We start from the raw sequence: 17,135 nt of genomic DNA, 5'->3' as shown, positions 1-17,135 counted from the left end.
ATAAAGTGATACGATATATCATTGTATTTTTTAGCTAGTTCAAACACTTTCGTCCATGACCCCAGTCGCTCACAAATATCAAAGGCAGGTTTATGCCTTGTTGCTGGTGCTGGTTGTGCTGCAATCAATCAGTCTGGCGCACGATGTAGAAGCACACCTGTTTGATGCGCCACTGATCACAGAGAGTTGCGAGTGTGAACTGGCTACTTTTAAGCATTTATTCTCATCTGCCCTCGCTAACAACACAGACGGCAGCTTTATTGTCTTCCAACTTTTATTGGCAACACCGGTTGCTGCCGATATCAGCCTTGAAGACGGTTTCCTCAATCACCAGGTGCGTGGCCCGCCTCATTTCTCTTTGAACTGATAACACTTTGATAGTCATTCAGCGTGCCGGACAGGCACGTGTCAGTTACAGGGAGAACCCTATGTTTGTTTCATTCAGAACCAGCGTGATGTTAGGCACGCTGGCATTGTTTCCTATGCACGTTGCTGCGGAGGACACTAACAGTGCCGATCAAAACACCCAGCCGGATAATGCCACAGCAGTTGCTGCTGCTGCACTTGATACCATCACCGTGACCGGAACGGCGAGAAAAGCCCGACCATTCAATGCCCCCGCGGATGTTGATGTGGTGGAGGGCAGAGAAAAAACAAAACACCAGACCGCTTCATTAGGCCAGACGCTTGATGCTTTGCCCGGTATCAGCAATATTGCTACCGGCAGCCAGACCGGCAAGCCAGTGATTCGCGGCCTCAGTGGTAACCGGGTGCGGGTAATGCAAAATGGTATTGGTGTCTACCATCAGCAATACGGTGTCCGTCACGCCCCCAATATTGAGCCCTTTCTGGCAGAGCGGGTTGAGGTCGTCAGAGGAGCATCGAGTATTCTTTACGGCTCCGACGCGATTGGCGGGGCAGTGAATGTGATTGCCAAGCCTGTACCGTTTGCATCACCCGGTGAGACAGAGCTGGGCGGTGCACTGACAGGCGGCTACAGCACTAATAATAATGAACGGATGGGTGGTCTGCGGCTGAATGCGGCCAATGATCAGTTCGGCTTCACCGGGGCTTTTCTGGGCCGTGATGGTGGCAATATCACCACGCCCAATGTTTCGACCTTTCCAGAGAGTGGCAGAGAAGGGGCCCCCAATTTTTCCGGCGAACTGGATCACACCGATTATGAACAGCGAAACGGTGAATTGGCATTCGGCTGGTTAGCCCCGTTTGGTAAGGTGACGGCGCGTTATCAGCATTGGGAAGATGACCATAACTATTTATTGCCCCCACCCATCAACTTGCCCAACGGCATTGGTATCGGCCAGAAGCTGGAAAACGATTTGTTTCAGATGGAAGCCATGATCGATCTGAAAGCCGGCTGGCATCTGGAGCCCAGCTTTACCTGGTCGAATAACAAGCGTCAATCCAATCCCGGCCCGCCACCAGCGGCGAATCGACCTAATGGCAGCACCCGCGAGTTTTTGCCAGAGGATATCGTTATCGACCTGGAACGCGACAGTTATACCGGGCGGCTGGAACTGGTTCATGAAAACATTAACAACTGGTTAAGTGGCCGCTGGGGTGTGGAAGTGGTTCGCGAAGAGCAGGTATCCCGAGGGGCGGTGGCGCTCTCACCGGGGGGAGAGATCGACAACTATTCCCTGTTTGGCTTTGAAGAGCTTGATTTTGGTGATTGGGTTGTCAATGCCGGACTGCGTTTCGACCGTCGTGAGCAGAAAGCGGATGCCGGGGAAACTTTCGATCAGAGTGTCATACCCACTGATGCCTCTCTGAGAGAGCAGAGCTACAGCGTTATCACGGGTTCTATTGGTGCCAGTTATCAGGTGACTGATAACCTGGTGGCCGCTGCGAATATCGGCCGAGGCTTTCGAGCGCCTGACATGTTCGAGTTATTCGTGAATGGTGTTCATGGCGGTGTCGCTGCAGTGCAGGTCGGTGACCCCACACTGGACGAGGAAACCTCGCTGAACACTGATTTATCGCTGCGCTGGAAATCAGAGCGATTGCAGGCCAAAGTCACGGTGTATCGCAACAAGATCAGCGACTACATATTCTTCGGTGACACCGGTACCACCAATGCGGGTGGCTTACCGATTCTGCAGGCTGATCAGGCCGATGCCACCCTTTACGGCACGGATTTGTCGGCGCATTACCAGGTGAATAAACTGCTGGCCTTGCATGGTAGCTACGAGATGGTGCGCGGTGATTTTGATCGGGGTGGCAACGATCTGCCTTTGCTTGCCGCAGATGAGGTAAGAGGGGGCTTCACCCTGACACCTGAATCGGCAGCGCTGTTGAAAGACCCGTATCTCACACTGGAAGTCATTCATAAGATGGACAAGGATGCTGCCGGTCGACTGGAACCTTTCAGTCAGTTTGATGACAGGCCTTTTGGCACCGCCTCAACCGATGATTACACCCTGGTCAACATTTATGCCGGGTTTGATCTGCCCTATGAGGCGAGTGGCGAGCATGGCCAGGTCAATCTTCGGGTCAATAACCTGTTTGATGAGGAGTACCGAGATTTTCTCGACACTTACAAAGGCTATGCACTGAGCCCGGGGCGTAATGTCACGGTTCAGATGACACTGCCGTTTTGAGCCTTATTAAAAGCTAGAAATCTTTAAACCATGCACGAGAAGGCAGGCCATGGCATTAGCTGATGTCATAGCGACGCCTATTGAATTGACGCTTTTACGCGGCAAAAAAATCGGCGCATTTGGCCCCGGGCGTGAACCACGCCCGGGGTTTTTTTATGCCTGTTCCTGCCTGTGTTTGGGAGGCTTGCCCGCGATTTCAGGGGGTGAATAAGCGATTTAACGTCACTGAACCATTCAATTTAAGCCCTGTCAGATGCTTTGATAAAGCCTAGCGCTGTGTTAGCTTTATCAGCTGTGTTGAAGTCAACGCTGCAAGAGGTGAGGGGCCTAGACAAGCAGCTTTCAGCCAAGAGAGAGAAACTTAACCAATATAACGAGAGAGGACAGGTGTTGCATGTCTAACCAAAACAACAAGACTTCCTTGCCGCACTGGGCAAGTATCCTCGGTGTTATCGCCATCATGCTGGGGGTCTTTTTGACCGCCGTGCATGGCAATGAAGCGATGAAACAGGCCGTGGTCACCCAGCATATGCCTGCTGACGGTGTGATGCCGCCGGCGGATTGCCCCGAGGAAGAGCTGGAAGAAGAGGGCATCAGCGTTGCTGAATGCGAGTATCTTATCGATCGAGTACAGGGCGTCGCGCTGGCGGCACCAGATTGGTTCCCCAATGCTCAGATGACATTGTCGATTATCGGTACCGTACTGGCATTTATTTCCATCATCATTGGTGGTGCGCTGGTGAATTACACACCGTGGGCTTCCAAAGCCGCAGTCACCGTATTCAGTGGTCTGGCAGCTGTCGACTTGCTGCAGTTTGCAGCGGTAGTCAATACCGGACCGACATTACGTGAGGTTTACCTGGGCGGCATTCTGCTCTGGTTTATTCTGCACCTGATGTTAGTGGTTGGCGCTCTGGCCGGTAGACATACCGAAGCAGAAGCCTAATCCCCTTACTACAACGAATATAAACGGAAGCTGTTATGCAAAGACAAGGTTTTAGTAGAACGGCGGTAATCCTGCACTGGTTGCTGGCTGTATCAATTTTCTTTTTGTTTATCTCAAGTTGGTGGATGATGGCATTACCCCTGCCATCGCCGGAATTGCAGTTCCGCGCGTTTCCATTCCAACTCCATAAAAACATCGGTCTGACGCTGGTGATTATCATCCTGATGCTGCTCTATGTCCGACTACGGCATCGACCGGCACCGGTTGATTCCCAGCATATGACCGGCTGGATGCACTGGATGGCGATTGCGGCACACGTGGCAATCTATGGTCTGGTTCTCGCAGTGTGTGTGACCGGTTATCTGTCATCAGCCCACACTCGCTGGGATACCGTTTTCTGGTGGAGCATCGAGTTCCCACGCATTGCTGCCCCTGACGAGGAAATGAACGAGTTCTGGGGTGAACTGCATACTTATGCAGCCTGGGCATTGCTGGGTATTATTGCCGTTCACGTGAGCGGTGCGATTTACCATGCCTTCCGCAGTGATGGCATTGTGCGTCGTATGCTGCGCTGGTAATAAAAGTCAGCAAGAAAGAAGAAAATGGGTCCTGCGGGGCCCATTTTTTTGTCTGCAATTTATCAATGACGCATAATTAACGTATGTCTAACCTGAATGATCCGCGCGTGTTTTTTGCTGCTGAACGGACACTATTGGCCTGGCAGCGTACGGGGCTGGTATTGATGGCTTTCGGTTTTATGATCGAGCGCGCTGATTTAATGATGAAAGCATTAGGGCAGTCATCAGTCTGGCCGCAAAATCTAGGCTTGTGGCTGGGTCTTGTGTTTATTGCTTTGGGCATAGCCAGCATCGTTATCGCCGTGCACCAGTTTCGGCGCATCCTCACAAGCTTGCAGCCGACAGAATTGCCACCTGGCTACCGTACAGGCCTAAGTCTGATATTGAATCTGGGCGTAGCTTTGGCCGGGCTGTTGCTGGCTGTAAGTGTGTTCCTGATGCGCTTTTAAGACTATGGCTTGCAGGTGTCAGCTTCTGCGCGGCATACTTGCTGACACCCACAACAAGGAGAAGCCATGACTATTTCATTAACCCCGCTGTTATCCCTGATTGCCGGTATTCTGGTGCTGATGGTGCCCCGCCTGCTGAACTATATCGTCGCGCTCTATCTCATCATTATCGGTTTAGTTGGACTGTTTGGCGCCAATCTCAATATCACGCCCTGAAGCAGCGCTTCTGACTGATTTAAACCAACGGGCAGATCGATGATCTGCCCGTTGCTGTTTTCTGGGATAATAAAGTAGTTTATGACTCTTTATTTTGTCTCATGAGTAACACCGATAATCCCGACGAAATCATTTGTGACTGCAGCGGCACCACCCGTGGCAAAATCCTCAGCCTGATTGAGCAGGGCGTGATTGACCCCGATAGCATTTCCCGTAAAACCGGGGCTTTGTCCGGCTGTGGTTCCTGTGAGTGGGATATTGAAGCCATCCTGGATGAGGCAATCGAAAACCTTTAATCCTGCTTGAGGTTCTCCAGATAGAGCACAGTGGCGCCCGCCACCGCCGCCGGAATCACCAGAAAGTTAATGATTGGAATCATGGTGGCCGCCATTGTTGCCATACCAAAACCCAAAGCCAGACCACGTTGCTGCTTCAGCGTTTTGCGCTGGGCATCGAATAACAGATTGTGGTTACCCATCGGATAATCATGGTAATCCAAAGCCAGAATCCAGCTTGAGAACAGTACCCATAACACCGGTGAAACGATGTTGATCACCGGAATCAATGACAGGATCAGCAGTGGGATCATCCAGATCAGCATATAACCCAGCTTTCTGATTTCATTGAAAATCATCCTGGGCGTGTCTTTGATGATCTGCCCCCAGGCCATTGAAGGCGGGGCCTGACCGGAGTGCCTGACTTCAACGGCTTCTGCCAGCGGACCATTAAACGGGGCAGCCAGGATATTGGCAATAATTGAGAAGGTAAAAAAGATAATCAGCGCTATCAATAAAAAGAAAATGGGCCACAATATCCACATCAAAGCGTTGGCCAGCCATTCTGGCAGCCATGTAGGCATCAGCGCATTCATCCATTGATCAAATCCACTGATACCGAACCATATCGCGCCGCTGAACAGCAACGTATTGATCAGCATCGGCAGATAAGCAAAGCGGCGGACGCCGGGTTGATTGATGAGGCTGAAACCCTGTAGCAGGTAACGCGCTCCTTTGATGATATTCTGCATTTTAGCCTCTGATCCCTTATGACTTATTGCTGGCTGGGGTGATAAAGACTTTCACCAGCCGGCAGTGTGCCGACTGGTGAGAACCTTATTCAGGGCAGGGTCACAAGTGTGGGCGGCTCCCAGCCTTCTTTGCGGTACTCGGCCACGACCGTGGTGTAAACACCGCCACGCACGTTGAAAATGCCGGTGACGCGCATAAAGCGCGGATCGGTTGCCGCTACCAGATCATTGAGCATGGTGTTGGTGACTTTCTCATGAAAAGCCCCTTCATCGCGGTAAGACCAGAGGTAAAGCTTGAATGATTTCAGCTCCACGCACTTTTCATCGGGGACATAATCGAGCTTGATCGTGGCAAAATCGGGCTGACCGGTCTTGGGACACAGGCAAGTGAATTCAGGTGATTCAATGTGAATGCTATAATCACGCTCCGGTGTTGCATTCGGAAAGGTTTCCAGTTGTTTGCTTGGTTGAGTTGACATGAACGCTCTCAGGTTTGAAAGTAAACGGTTAAACAGCAGCTATTATCTCTTAACTCAAAGATTAATTTAAGTGCTAGAAATCATTGTCCTTACACTCGTTATCGTGGTCGCGTTTATCGCCACCAGTTGGTATTCGCACCAGCGCAGCCAGGAGCGCGCCAAAGCTTTTGAGCGCGAACTGGAGATCGATGAAGCGCGCGACAACGAATCATTTGAACAGCGCTTTGACGCATTGTTTGACCAGGAGTTGCATCAGGGGGAAGACAATGAAGCTGATGCCGTCCGGGAGACTGATAGACCACCACAGGAACCAGATCTGTTTGATGACCAGGTTCATGAGCCGCAGCCCCAGGCTGAGCCTCAGTCCGCTGAAGACAGCGAAGTGGCTGACTGGGATATGGTGGTGGCATTCACCATTATGGCGCAGGAGGGTAAAGCCTTTACCGGCCGGGCAGTGAAGTCTGCTTTGGACAATCATGATCTGCATTTCGGTGATATGCAGATTTATCATAAATTTCATGCCGGCAGCCGCAAGCAGGTTTTATTCAGCGTTGCCAATATTCTGGATCCGGGCACGCTGTTACCAGACAAATTTGTGTCGATGAACACACCAGGGCTGTTAGTTTTCAGCCGTCTGCCGGGGCCGGTAAACGGACTGGCTTTGTTCGATGACCTGCTGGAAACAGCACAGGGCATGAATGATCAGTTAGGCGGCATACTCTGCGACGAGTCCCGTCAACCGCTCAGCGATGAAGCACTGGAAGCGATGCGCAGCAAAATTCTCAACTACCAGATGTCTGTCCAGGCAGAGAGCAATCAACATTCGAATGACTATTTCAACTGAGCTGGCGCGACGGGCAGCCACGCTGCGAGAGCAGATAAATCACTACAACTACCTCTATTATGTAGCTGATAACCCTGAAGTTCCTGATGCCGAATATGACCGGCTTTTCCGTGAGCTGCAGCAACTGGAGCAGAATAATCCTGAGCTGCTGAGTCCGGACTCTCCGACGCAGCGTGTCGGCGGTCAGCCGCTGGACAAGTTTGATGAGGTCGAACACGCTCTGCCTATGCTGTCGCTGGATAATGTGTTTGATGAGAAAGAACTCAGCGCTTTTGATAAAAGAGTGCGAGAGTGGCTTAACAGTGACCAGCCGCAAACCTATGCTGCTGAACCCAAGCTTGATGGTCTGGCAATCAGTATCCGTTATGAAAACGGGGTTTTAGTTCAGGCCGCCACCCGTGGCGATGGTGCCCGTGGTGAGGATGTCACCAGTAATGTCCGCACGATTCGTTCCGTGCCACTGAAATTACATGGTGAGGCGATACCCGCCGTGGTGGAAGTGCGTGGTGAAATTTTTATGCCCAAGGATGGCTTTGAAAAGCTCAATAAAAGCCAGCTGGAAAACAATAAAAAAGTCTTCGTCAATCCCCGTAACGCCGCTGCAGGCTCCTTGCGCCAGCTGAACTCAAAGATCACCGCCAGCCGGCCACTGGAGATTTATTGCTATGGCATTGGTTACCTTGAAGGGATGGAAAGACCCGAAAGCCACAGCCAGGCGATGCAGCAAATTGCCGATTGGGGCTGCCGGATTTCACCGGAATTGCAGACCCTGACCGGGCTGGAAGCCTGTTATGACTACATTCAGCAACTGGCTGAGCGTCGTGACAGCCTGTCCTATGATATCGACGGTGTGGTGTTCAAAATCGACGATACTGCACTGCAGGACAGACTGGGCTTTGTGTCACGGGCGCCGCGCTGGGCGATTGCCTATAAATTCCCGGCCCAGGAAGAAATGACGACGGTCGAGGATATTGAAATCCAGGTTGGCCGTACCGGTGCTTTGACCCCGGTGGCCCGCCTCAAGCCGGTCTTTGTCGGCGGCGTGACTGTGTCCAATGCCACCCTGCACAATGAAGATGAGATCCGCCGCAAGGATGTGCGTATCGGTGACACTGTGATTGTGCGCCGTGCCGGCGATGTGATTCCCGAGGTCGTAAAGGTTATTACGAGTAAACGGCCTGATACCGTGCGTGAATTTGAAATGCCCCGGCAGTGTCCGGTCTGTGGTTCAGATGTCGAACGCGAGGAAGGCGAAGCGGTATCACGCTGCAGCGGCGGTCTGTTCTGTGGTGCCCAGCGTAAAGAGGCGATAAAACATTTTGCCTCGCGCAAGGCACTGGATATCGATGGTCTCGGCGATAAACTGGTTGAGCAACTGGTCGATGCCGAGCTGATTAAAGATGTGGCCGATCTGTTCAAACTGACTGCTGAAGAAATCGCCGGTCTGGATCGCATGGGTAAAAAATCGGCCGAGAATCTGGTTAACGCGCTGCAGGCAGCCAAAGAGACGCGCTTGCCACGCTTTCTTTATGCACTGGGTATTCGCGAGGTGGGGGAGGCAACCGCCCGATCATTAGCTCTGAATTACCCGGATTTGGATTCGTTGATGCAGGCCCGCGCTGATAGTCTGATCGAAATTGAAGATGTTGGCCCGGTTGTGGCACACCATATTGAAACCTTTTTCCAGCAGTCTCATAACCGCGAAGTGATAGAGCGCCTGCTGGCGGTGGGCATCAACTGGCCCAGAGAAGAGCGGGCCCAGGTCAATGCTGCAGTCAGTGGTAAGACCATCGTGCTTACCGGCACGCTGGAACAAATGTCACGCAGTGAAGCCAAGGAAAAGCTGCTGGCATTGGGCGCCAAGGTCTCCGGCAGCGTCTCCAAAAAAACCGACTATGTGGTGACAGGAGCGGATGCCGGTTCCAAACTGACTAAAGCAGAATCACTGGGCATTGAAGTGGTCGGAGAAGACACGCTGATGCAATGGTTAACACAGGAATAATGTATGACAGCAATTGCTGAAGCTATCAAGAAAGTCGCGACCGGCCCCCATCTGAGTAAAGATCTGAGTCGTGAAGAGGCCTATGCCGCGACCATGGAAATTTTGTCCGGTGAGGCCGAGCCGGTGCGGGCGGCGATTTTCTTTATTGCCATGCGCATGAAGCGTGAAACCAATGACGAAAACCTGGGGATTCTGCAGGCCCTGCAGGCCGTGACGCAGCAACAACAGGCTGATGTCGATGATTTGCTGATCTTTGCCGATCCCTACAATGGCTTTAACCGCCATTGCCCGCTGACTGTATTTCTGCCCGCCGTGCTGGCCGCCGCTGGATTGCCCAGCGTATCTCAGGGTGTGTTTGAAATGGGGCCCAAATTCGGCGTCACCCATGCCCAGGTTTTGAAGTTGGCAGGCTATCCTTACCAGCAATCAGTCGAACAGGGGCGAGTCGCCATAGAAGACAAAACCATCGGCTGGGCCTATCTGGATCAGTCACAGGCCAGTCCCGATGTGTATGCGCTGCAGGAACTACGCACGCAAATGATTAAACGCCCCAGCCTGGCCACACTGGAAAAAATGCTGATGCCCATTAAAGCCACGGCCAGAACCCATCTGGCTATCGGCTTTGTGCATAAAGAGTACCCGGCTATCCTTTCCTGGCTGGCGGCCGAGTTTGGCTATCACAGTGCTTTTATTGCCCGTGGACTGGAAGGGGGCATCGTGCCTACCTTGCGTGACAGCTCCAATAATCACCGGATGTTGCATGGCGAAATGCAGTCCTGCCCACTGGATCCCACTGATTTTGGCATTGAGCAGGATACCCGCGGTGTTAAAATTGACGACGGCGTGACTGCAGAACGCACCCTGGAAGAAGGCATGCAGGCTTTGTCAGGCCAGCGCGGCCCGGCTTATGACAGCCTGGTATTCGGTGCGGCGATTGCACTGTGGCACACCGGCCTGCAGCCATCACAGCAACAGGCCGCCGATCATGTCCGTGAGACGATCAACAGCGGTAAAGCCAAAGCACATTTTGAGGCAGCAATTCAATCATGATTTATCAACACACCCTGACTTACAGCAATAATGGTCGCAGCACCAGCAATATCACCCGTGATGTGCAGCAACTGGTGGCAGAGTCGGGTATTCAGACCGGCACCTGTCATGTTTTTGTCCAGCACACCAGTGCTTCATTGATGCTGTGTGAGAATGCCGATCCTGATGTTCGCCATGATCTGGAAACCTTTATGCAGCACATCGTACCCGACGGTGACCCGATGTTTCGTCATCAGGACGAGGGGCCGGATGATATGAGTGCTCACGTTCGTACCGTGCTGACCAACCCTGATCTGACTATGCCGGTGAGCCAGGGACAATGTGACCTTGGCGTCTGGCAGGGCGTCTACCTGTGGGAGCACCGGACGCATCCGCAGCGACGCCGGGTTATTGTCACTGTGCAGGGCGAATAAGATGAGCGAATTCGACCACGAGCAGCAGGATCAGGCAGCCGAAGATTTTGATCTGCAGAAAAGCAAAACCCAGATCAAAAAGGAGTTACAGGCGCTTCGCGACCTTGGACGCAAACTGATGGATTTGCCACAGCGGGATTTACTCAAACTGGACTTGCCGGAGGACATTTACGAGGCCGTCACTGAAGGCCAGTCGATGAGTAAAGGCGCGCTCAAGCGTCAGACCGGTTTTATCGGAGGCCTGCTGGCCGAGGCAGATCATGAGGCGATTGAACGCAGGCTGACACAACTGGGACAGCCACATCAGGGGCAGGTTAAAGCGTTCCATCAATTGGAAAACTGGCGCGATCGCCTGCTCTCAGGTGATGATGCCGTCTATGGCGAATTGATTGCCGAGTTTGAAGAATTTGATGTCCAGCATGTGCGCCAACTGCTGCGCAATGCCGCACGTGAAGCACAACAGAACAAACCACCCAAATCAGCGCGGCTGGTATTCCAGTATCTGCAGCAATTACAGCAAAATCAGTGACGCGGTAATTCAATCACAAAACTGGCGCCGCCCAGGTGGCCACGCTCAAGCTGGATATTACCCTCGTAGGCCACAATGATATCGCTGACAATGGCCAGCCCCAGGCCCTGACCTTCGGCCTGGGTATCAATACGGTGGCCGCGTTTAATCACAAAGCTTTCCGCCCTAGCCGGAATGCCGCTGCCATCATCATCCACCCGGATTTTCACGGTATCGTTGCGGCTGGTGACAATGACGTGCACTTGTTGGTGACAGTATTTGTAGGCGTTTTCCAGCAGATTGCCCAGCAGTTCGTACATATCACCTTCATCAGCATGAATAAACGCATCACGCTCAATTTCACACTGGCAGCGGATCGCCTTGTTCTGATACACCTTGTCCAGGCTGCCGATGATTTTATGAATGATTTCACCCAGCGATACCGGTGCCAGCAGGCTGCTTTTGCCCTCGGTGGAGGCCCGTTGTAACTGGTAATCAACTAGCGTGCTGATCCGATCCAGCTGTTCATAGCCGGTATCACGCAGGGTTGTGACATCACGGCTGTTTTCCAGCTCGCCACGAAATACCGACAAGGGTGTTTTCAGACTATGCGCCAGATCGGCCAGCGAGTTTTTATAGCGCTGGCGGCGCGATTCCTCGTGATCGAGCAGGGCATTAATGCGGTGAGTCAGTTGCTGTAATTCCAGTGGATACTGATCGTTGAGACGCCGGTGTTCACCGGTTTCAATGGCATGCAGATCAACGGCGGCATCATGCAGCGGACGCAGGCTCCAGCGCAGAATCAGCCACTGGGCAATCAGCAACATCAGACCGGTGCCACCCAGCCAATACCAGAGACTGCGCTGAAAACCGGCAGTTTGTTCACGCAGGGTCTGCATATCTTCGGCGACATTGATGGTGTAATGAATTTCCTCGCCGTTGTCGGCCTCCCAGACAATGCCGAAAGCCAGGTTCTGCAGGGTCAGGCCGGTTTCCATTTCCACTTCGTGGTATTCCTCATTGGAAGGGCCGGGATCAAAAGGCAGCGCGAGGAAATGGCCGATGGCTGACGGCGATTGCCAGACCAGTTGCCCCTCGCTGGTGATCTGCGCATAAAGACCGGAGTTGGGAATGGAAAACTTGGGCTCTGCCAGATCGCTGGACATCACCAGATTGCCATCATCTCTGAGCTCTGCTGCGGTCAGCAAAGTATAAACATAGTTTTTCAGGCGCTTGCGCTGCTCGGATTCAGCGCTGCTTTCAAAAGCGCTGTTGAGGCTCAGTGCCGACAGCCCCAGAAAAGCAGTCAGCACCAGACTGACAGCGATCAGCAGACGGTTGGATAAAGAGAGCTTAACGACTTTCACGAGGCAGGTTGAGTCGGTAACCGCGGCCGCGCAGGGTTTCAATCGGGTTAATCTGTTTATCCGGGTCGAGTTTGCTGCGCAGGCGTTTGACAAAGACCTCTATCACATTGCTGTCGCGATCCTGGTCCTGCTCATAGATATGATCGGTCAGCTCGGTTTTGGAAATGACTTCACCAGCGTGTAGCAGCAAGTAGTGCAGCAGGCGGTATTCATAGGCGGTCAGTTCAATTTTCTGATCATGACGGGTCACCTGCTGGGTACTGGGGTTCAGGCTGATAGGGCCGCAGCTCAGGGTAGGATTAGCCCAGCCGGATGCGCGCCGTGACAGGGCATTGAGTCTAGCCAGTAATTCTTCGATGTGAAACGGTTTGACCAGGTAATCATCGGCACCGGACTCCAGTCCTTCAACTTTGTCCTGCCAGCGGCCACGGGCGGTCAGGATCAGAATAGGGTAGTCAAAGCCTTGCTGGCGTAGTTGCTGAATGACCTCGATGCCGGACAATTTGGGCAGCCCCAGGTCAATAATGGCAACATCATAGGGATATTCCGAGCCCATATACAGGCCTTCTTCGCCATCGGCGACCGGGTCGACTGTAAAATGATGGGTCTTGAGTTGGGCAGAAATCTGCTCGCGCAGGTGGACTTCATCTTCAATCAATAATACCCGCATGATTGATCAGGGCGCCGCGTGACCGGTGTCACGGTTGAATTTGTGCACTTTCACCTTGCCGTTATTGTGCAGTACTTTTACCCGGAAGATAATGTTGTTGTCATGTTGTTGTTCATCCACCGACAGGATTTTTCCGCCTGTTTCAATTTTGGCGAGTTCGGCTGCCGTGTGCTTGGTCAACGGCAGGGCAATTTCATTGATACTGTTGCCGGGCTGTTGTTCATAAGGAATTTCCTCGTCAGCCATCACCGGCAGGCCCAGCAGTAACAAACTCAGCAACAGATAATGAAATTTAAACATGTGTCCAACCTTGGGCGCTTGTTGTCTCAGCATTCACCGCAAGTCGTCCCGGGCGGTGTTGATTTATTGATGTCATCCTACATGATCGCAATAGTAGTTTTAACAAGTTATGGTGTTAAAGCAAGCCCTGATACCGCTTGGGCATCAGGGCTTTTGAAGCTTATTTGGCTTTGTCAGGCTTAACCGCGTCGATTGCGCCATCGGCCCGGGCCTTGAGATAACTATAGATGTTATCGCGGCCATCCATTACTGTCTGGTTAGCTTTCCAAGCCGGCATCATGCCAATCTGGCCGGTTTTACCCTCGGCAACGGTGGTCATGAACTCTTCATAGGTAATGGTGTTAAGGCTCTGAGCCAGGTTGGGCCCTGCCAGTCCCTGACCATAGGTGCCATGACAACGGGCGCACCAGTTACGGTAGAGTTTGAAGCCTTTATAGGTCTGACTGTCGAGCTGATTGCCATTTGTCACAGTGTAGGGCTGTGGATCAGCCTGAGCGGGTATCGCCGCCCAGTATGAGAAAGTCAAAGCCAAGGTCATGATAATCATCAGTTTTTTCATGACAAAACCCTCAATAATATCGACGCTGACGCGGCTGAACATGGACATCGACCGGAATAAACTTGCCCGGGTGATGGTCCATCACGGTGGTGTAGTGTTTACCATGATAACGATAAGCGACTTCATAGCCATCAATGCGTTGTTCCTGGTAGCTTCGTTCCACCACACGGCATTGTTGCTGATAACCATAATCACTGTCACGGTGACGAGCACCGACATCGCGTCCTACTGAACCGCCGAGCAGGGTGCCGGCAATGGTCATCGCTGTCTTGCCACTGCCGCCGCCAAACTGGTTACCGATGACGCCACCGATCAGGCCTCCGGCAATGGTACTGGTGTAGGATTTATGGTCATTTTGATAGCGGCGTGGTTCATCCCAGCATTCGCGCTGGGGACTGGTGACGGTGACACTGCGGTATATCGGTGCCACGTGCGTCACTTTTGCCTGGTCGCCACGCTCATAATGTTGACCGCTGTAACTATATCGACGATCGTGGTCGGCCATCACGCTGGCAGATGCCAGGGTCAGTGCGCTAAAAATGCTTAAAGTTTTAATAACGCTTTTCATGACAGCACTCCTCTTTTGTAGGCTGTTGCAGGCAGATTAGCAAAGCAAAACTGAACCAAAACTGAATCGAACAAAGTGCGCGATGGCGTTTTTTGATCAAAGCGTGATGGATTTCACATGGAGAATTGGATCACATATGTTTTACTTTGCTGCACTGTGAGGCAGTGTCCATGAGCACAGTGTTACCAGGAGCAAGATTGAACACAGCAAACAACATATACAGGGATGAGATGCGGGCCGATACCGACTCGGTAAAGGCCATGTGTTTGCAAATCCTGATACAACAAGGCCTGACAGCTATCCTGACTAACCTTGTTATCACTGCGCTGACGGCAGCTGTTCTCTACCCGCAGGTGAGCCAGACATTTGTGTTGAGCTGGTTTTTTGTTGCCATGATGGTGAACGGCAGTCGGCTTTTTCTGTGGCGGTCATTGCGACGCCAACTCACTGAAATACCATCTATGACAGCGCTGCGCCAGTATGAAAATAGTTATGCTGCCGCTTTATTTGTCAGCGGCGCCACCTGGGGCGCCCTGGCGCTGGTTTTTAGCAATCAGCTGCCAATGACGCAACAAATCGCCATACCGTTGATTCTTGCAGGCATGTCTGCCGGTGCGGTGTTTTCTCATCTGAGCAGCCTGCGTAGTTTCTGTGCTTTTGTCTGGCCCATGATTTTGCCGGTCAGTGTCAGTCTGTTTTTAGCCGGTCTTGAGATTGTCGCCCTCACTACTGTGGTTTATTTAGTGGCCATCACCATTCTCAGCCGAAATCTGAACAAGAAAATGCTGGAAAGCCTGTTACTGAGAAATGAGAATCAGGCACTGGTTAATCATCTTTCAGAGATTAACCAGGCTCAGTCAGCGTTGTTGCAGGAGCTGCAGGCAAAGGAAACTTTCTTACTCCACACCTTTGAAGATGCCGGTGTGCCCATGCTGTTGATAGATAAGGAGCTGCAAATCCTTGATGTCAATAAATCAGGCTGTGTGCTTTTCGGTTATGACAAGGCAGCTTTGCAACAACAGCGCATTGTCGACTTACTTCACCCTGACGATGCCTCTGATATCAGCCCACAGTTTGACAAGTTAATGCAGGGCGATATTGAACAATATCGAGTTACCCGACGTTGTCTTGGAGAGCAGGGTAAAACTTTATGGCTTAACGCCACCATATCGGCAGTCAGGAATCATAAAGGTGAGATCGATTATGTAGTGATTCAGGCGCAGGACATCACCGAACAGTATTTGCTCAGTGAAGATCTCAACTATCAGTCTTTGCATGATGCTATGACCGGCCTGCCTAACCGGCGAGCACTGGAAAAACAGTTGCAACACATGCTGGCACAGCCGACTGAACAAGCGCATGCTTTTTGTTATCTGGATCTGGATCAATTCAAGGTGATTAATGACACTTGCGGTCATATCGCCGGCGATGCGTTGTTGAAACAGATGACTGCGCTGTTGCAGGTCGATCTTCATGAGCATGACTTTGTCGCGCGCTTCAGCGGCGATGAATTCGCTATTTTACTGGCCAGTTGTTCGCAGCAGCAGGCCTGCCAGCGGCTGGAACAATTGCTGGCACGGATCCGTGATTTTGATTTTGTTTATGAGGGCTACAGTTTTAAGGTCAGCGCTTGTGTCGGCCTGGTTATGTTTGATCATCACAGTACCATTGTGGAATTACTGAAACAGGCTGACAGCGCCTGCTATGCGGCTAAAGAAGCCGGACGCGATCGGTTTCATCTGTTCAGTGAGACCGATACCGAACTGGTTCAGCGCAATGGTGAGATGCGCTGGGTTACCCGCATTCAGCAGGCACTGAATGACAACAGAATGGTGCTCTACAGTCAGCCCATCGTGCCATCATTAAGCCACAAAACCAGTCTGCCCCATGTCGAGTTATTAATCCGTATGCTGGACGATGACGGCAGCATTATTTCACCGGGTGAGTTCCTGCCGGCAGCCGAACGCTACAACCTGGTTGCAGCCATCGATATGTGGACGGTTGAACATGTGCTGTTACAACTCCAGCAGGCACGCGAGCAGGGCCGTGATATCCACGGCATCTACGGTATCAATTTATCAGGGCAGTCGCTGGGCGATGCGCGCTTTTATAAACGCATTATCAGCCTGATCAAAGCTGCCGGGCTCACAGACTCCAGGGCGGTGCTTTGTTTTGAAGTCACCGAAACCGCGGCTATCACCAATATGCGTTCAGCGCTGCATTTTATTAACGAGTTGCGCCAGATTGGTTGCCTGATTGCTCTGGACGACTTCGGCAGCGGTCTGTCTTCCTTTGCTTATCTCAAGCAGATGCCAATTGATTACCTTAAAATCGACGGCATGTTCGTCAATGACTGCGTACACAACTCGGTCAACCTGGAAATCGTTAACTCCATCAACGGTATCGGCCAGGTTCTGGGGCTGAAAACCGTCGCCGAGTTTGTTGAAGATGAGTCAACCCTGATCACGATGAAACATCTGGGCGTGGATTTTGTTCAGGGCTTTCGAATTGGCAAGCCCCAGCCTTGGGAAATTTAAT

20 protein-coding genes are annotated in these 17,135 nt (G+C 52.0%); 13 read left to right on the top strand and 7 right to left on the bottom strand.

What is annotated here, in order from left to right; genetic code table 11:
• The first annotated feature begins 55 nt into the window (after positions 1–55).
• The 7 genes from Q0X64_RS08480 (at position 56) to Q0X64_RS08450 (ending at position 5,106) form a co-directional block, all read left to right on the top strand.
• Positions 56–367 (top strand): hypothetical protein, encoded by a 312-nt coding sequence (locus Q0X64_RS08480; protein ID WP_297811337.1) that lies wholly within the window; start codon positions 56–58, stop codon positions 365–367.
• 61 nt (positions 368–428) lie between these two features.
• Positions 429–2,621, top strand: coding sequence for a TonB-dependent receptor (locus tag Q0X64_RS08475; RefSeq protein WP_297811335.1), 2,193 nt, complete (start codon positions 429–431; stop codon positions 2,619–2,621).
• 394 nt (positions 2,622–3,015) lie between these two features.
• Positions 3,016–3,567 carry a hypothetical protein gene (locus Q0X64_RS08470; RefSeq protein ID WP_297811332.1) on the top strand — a complete coding sequence of 184 codons (552 nt, stop codon included), beginning with the start codon at positions 3,016–3,018 and terminating at the stop codon, positions 3,565–3,567.
• A 35-nt stretch (positions 3,568–3,602) separates the two neighbouring features.
• A complete protein-coding gene (locus tag Q0X64_RS08465) occupies positions 3,603–4,145 on the top strand; it encodes a cytochrome b/b6 domain-containing protein (protein WP_297811329.1) in 543 nt (180 codons plus the stop codon).
• A gap of 107 nt (positions 4,146–4,252) precedes the next feature.
• Positions 4,253–4,594: a DUF202 domain-containing protein gene (locus Q0X64_RS08460; protein ID WP_297811326.1), complete on the top strand. Its 342-nt coding sequence runs from the start codon at positions 4,253–4,255 to the stop codon at positions 4,592–4,594.
• A 66-nt stretch (positions 4,595–4,660) separates the two neighbouring features.
• Positions 4,661–4,810, top strand: coding sequence for a DUF3096 domain-containing protein (locus Q0X64_RS08455; RefSeq protein WP_297811323.1), 150 nt, complete (start codon positions 4,661–4,663; stop codon positions 4,808–4,810).
• Positions 4,811–4,911: 101 nt separating this feature from the next.
• On the top strand, positions 4,912–5,106 hold the full coding sequence (locus Q0X64_RS08450) for a (2Fe-2S)-binding protein (RefSeq protein ID WP_297811320.1): 195 nt from the start codon (positions 4,912–4,914) through the stop codon (positions 5,104–5,106).
• Here Q0X64_RS08450 and cysZ read toward each other — a convergent pair.
• Both cysZ and queF read right to left on the bottom strand, forming a co-directional pair.
• Positions 5,103–5,837, bottom strand: a complete 735-nt coding sequence (gene cysZ / locus Q0X64_RS08445; protein WP_297811318.1) for a sulfate transporter CysZ — start codon at positions 5,835–5,837, stop codon at positions 5,103–5,105. The two genes, Q0X64_RS08450 and cysZ, sit on opposite strands and share 4 nt — an antisense overlap.
• Positions 5,838–5,926: 89 nt before the next feature.
• Positions 5,927–6,316: a preQ(1) synthase gene (queF, locus tag Q0X64_RS08440; protein ID WP_297811315.1), complete on the bottom strand. Its 390-nt coding sequence runs from the start codon at positions 6,314–6,316 to the stop codon at positions 5,927–5,929.
• Positions 6,317–6,386: 70 nt separating this feature from the next.
• On the opposite strand from queF, the gene Q0X64_RS08435 reads away from it, so the two are divergent.
• From Q0X64_RS08435 to yjgA, 5 genes are read left to right on the top strand one after another with little or no spacing between them, the layout of a single operon-like run.
• Entirely contained in the window at positions 6,387–7,160 is a 774-nt protein-coding gene (locus tag Q0X64_RS08435) for a cell division protein ZipA C-terminal FtsZ-binding domain-containing protein (RefSeq protein WP_297811312.1), read from the top strand.
• A complete protein-coding gene (gene ligA, locus Q0X64_RS08430) occupies positions 7,144–9,162 on the top strand; it encodes an NAD-dependent DNA ligase LigA (RefSeq protein WP_297811309.1) in 2,019 nt (672 codons plus the stop codon). The genes Q0X64_RS08435 and ligA overlap by 17 nt, the downstream gene beginning before the upstream one ends.
• Positions 9,163–9,165: 3 nt before the next feature.
• Positions 9,166–10,212, top strand: a complete 1,047-nt coding sequence (locus tag Q0X64_RS08425) for a glycosyl transferase (protein WP_297811306.1) — start codon at positions 9,166–9,168, stop codon at positions 10,210–10,212.
• Positions 10,209–10,625 (top strand): secondary thiamine-phosphate synthase enzyme YjbQ, encoded by a 417-nt coding sequence (locus Q0X64_RS08420; protein WP_297811303.1) that lies wholly within the window; start codon positions 10,209–10,211, stop codon positions 10,623–10,625. The genes Q0X64_RS08425 and Q0X64_RS08420 overlap by 4 nt, the downstream gene beginning before the upstream one ends.
• A gap of 1 nt (position 10,626) precedes the next feature.
• Positions 10,627–11,154 carry a ribosome biogenesis factor YjgA gene (gene yjgA / locus Q0X64_RS08415; RefSeq protein WP_297811300.1) on the top strand — a complete coding sequence of 176 codons (528 nt, stop codon included), beginning with the start codon at positions 10,627–10,629 and terminating at the stop codon, positions 11,152–11,154.
• On the opposite strand, the gene Q0X64_RS08410 is transcribed toward yjgA, so the two are convergent.
• The 5 genes from Q0X64_RS08410 to Q0X64_RS08390 form a co-directional block, all read right to left on the bottom strand.
• Positions 11,148–12,500, bottom strand: coding sequence for an ATP-binding protein (locus Q0X64_RS08410; protein WP_297811298.1), 1,353 nt, complete (start codon positions 12,498–12,500; stop codon positions 11,148–11,150). The two genes, yjgA and Q0X64_RS08410, sit on opposite strands and share 7 nt — an antisense overlap.
• On the bottom strand, positions 12,487–13,170 hold the full coding sequence (locus tag Q0X64_RS08405) for a response regulator transcription factor (RefSeq protein ID WP_297811295.1): 684 nt from the start codon (positions 13,168–13,170) through the stop codon (positions 12,487–12,489). Before Q0X64_RS08405 ends, Q0X64_RS08410 begins: the two co-directional genes overlap by 14 nt.
• A gap of 6 nt (positions 13,171–13,176) precedes the next feature.
• Positions 13,177–13,470 (bottom strand): hypothetical protein, encoded by a 294-nt coding sequence (locus Q0X64_RS08400; protein ID WP_297811293.1) that lies wholly within the window; start codon positions 13,468–13,470, stop codon positions 13,177–13,179.
• Positions 13,471–13,630: 160 nt separating this feature from the next.
• Positions 13,631–14,029 (bottom strand): cytochrome c, encoded by a 399-nt coding sequence (locus Q0X64_RS08395; protein WP_297811290.1) that lies wholly within the window; start codon positions 14,027–14,029, stop codon positions 13,631–13,633.
• A gap of 10 nt (positions 14,030–14,039) precedes the next feature.
• The gene (locus Q0X64_RS08390) at positions 14,040–14,597 is read right to left on the bottom strand and encodes a glycine zipper 2TM domain-containing protein (protein WP_297811287.1); all 558 of its coding nucleotides are present in this window, start codon (positions 14,595–14,597) and stop codon (positions 14,040–14,042) included.
• A 197-nt stretch (positions 14,598–14,794) separates the two neighbouring features.
• Between Q0X64_RS08390 and Q0X64_RS08385 the strand changes: the two genes are divergently transcribed.
• Positions 14,795–17,134, top strand: a complete 2,340-nt coding sequence (locus tag Q0X64_RS08385; RefSeq protein WP_297811285.1) for an EAL domain-containing protein — start codon at positions 14,795–14,797, stop codon at positions 17,132–17,134.
• The last annotated feature ends 1 nt before the right edge of the window (position 17,135 follow it).

This window comes from uncultured Methylophaga sp. (genome assembly GCF_947259025.1).
Classification (GTDB): domain Bacteria; phylum Pseudomonadota; class Gammaproteobacteria; order Nitrosococcales; family Methylophagaceae; genus Methylophaga.
Note: the sequence above shows the minus strand (reverse complement) of the source record. Positions and strands in the feature narration are given on the sequence as shown.

Coding starts and splice junctions, on each gene's coding strand:
- Q0X64_RS08390 (WP_297811287.1), bottom strand. CDS start 14,597: ATGAAAAGCGTTATTAAAACTTTAAGCATTTTTAGCGCACTGACCCTG.
- Q0X64_RS08450 (WP_297811320.1), top strand. CDS start 4,912: ATGAGTAACACCGATAATCCCGACGAAATCATTTGTGACTGCAGCGGC.
- Q0X64_RS08465 (WP_297811329.1), top strand. CDS start 3,603: ATGCAAAGACAAGGTTTTAGTAGAACGGCGGTAATCCTGCACTGGTTG.
- Q0X64_RS08425 (WP_297811306.1), top strand. CDS start 9,166: ATGACAGCAATTGCTGAAGCTATCAAGAAAGTCGCGACCGGCCCCCAT.
- Q0X64_RS08400 (WP_297811293.1), bottom strand. CDS start 13,470: ATGTTTAAATTTCATTATCTGTTGCTGAGTTTGTTACTGCTGGGCCTG.
- cysZ (WP_297811318.1), bottom strand. CDS start 5,837: ATGCAGAATATCATCAAAGGAGCGCGTTACCTGCTACAGGGTTTCAGC.
- Q0X64_RS08475 (WP_297811335.1), top strand. CDS start 429: ATGTTTGTTTCATTCAGAACCAGCGTGATGTTAGGCACGCTGGCATTG.
- Q0X64_RS08395 (WP_297811290.1), bottom strand. CDS start 14,029: ATGAAAAAACTGATGATTATCATGACCTTGGCTTTGACTTTCTCATAC.
- Q0X64_RS08480 (WP_297811337.1), top strand. CDS start 56: ATGACCCCAGTCGCTCACAAATATCAAAGGCAGGTTTATGCCTTGTTG.
- ligA (WP_297811309.1), top strand. CDS start 7,144: ATGACTATTTCAACTGAGCTGGCGCGACGGGCAGCCACGCTGCGAGAG.
- Q0X64_RS08420 (WP_297811303.1), top strand. CDS start 10,209: ATGATTTATCAACACACCCTGACTTACAGCAATAATGGTCGCAGCACC.
- Q0X64_RS08455 (WP_297811323.1), top strand. CDS start 4,661: ATGACTATTTCATTAACCCCGCTGTTATCCCTGATTGCCGGTATTCTG.
- Q0X64_RS08470 (WP_297811332.1), top strand. CDS start 3,016: ATGTCTAACCAAAACAACAAGACTTCCTTGCCGCACTGGGCAAGTATC.
- yjgA (WP_297811300.1), top strand. CDS start 10,627: ATGAGCGAATTCGACCACGAGCAGCAGGATCAGGCAGCCGAAGATTTT.
- queF (WP_297811315.1), bottom strand. CDS start 6,316: ATGTCAACTCAACCAAGCAAACAACTGGAAACCTTTCCGAATGCAACA.
- Q0X64_RS08405 (WP_297811295.1), bottom strand. CDS start 13,170: ATGCGGGTATTATTGATTGAAGATGAAGTCCACCTGCGCGAGCAGATT.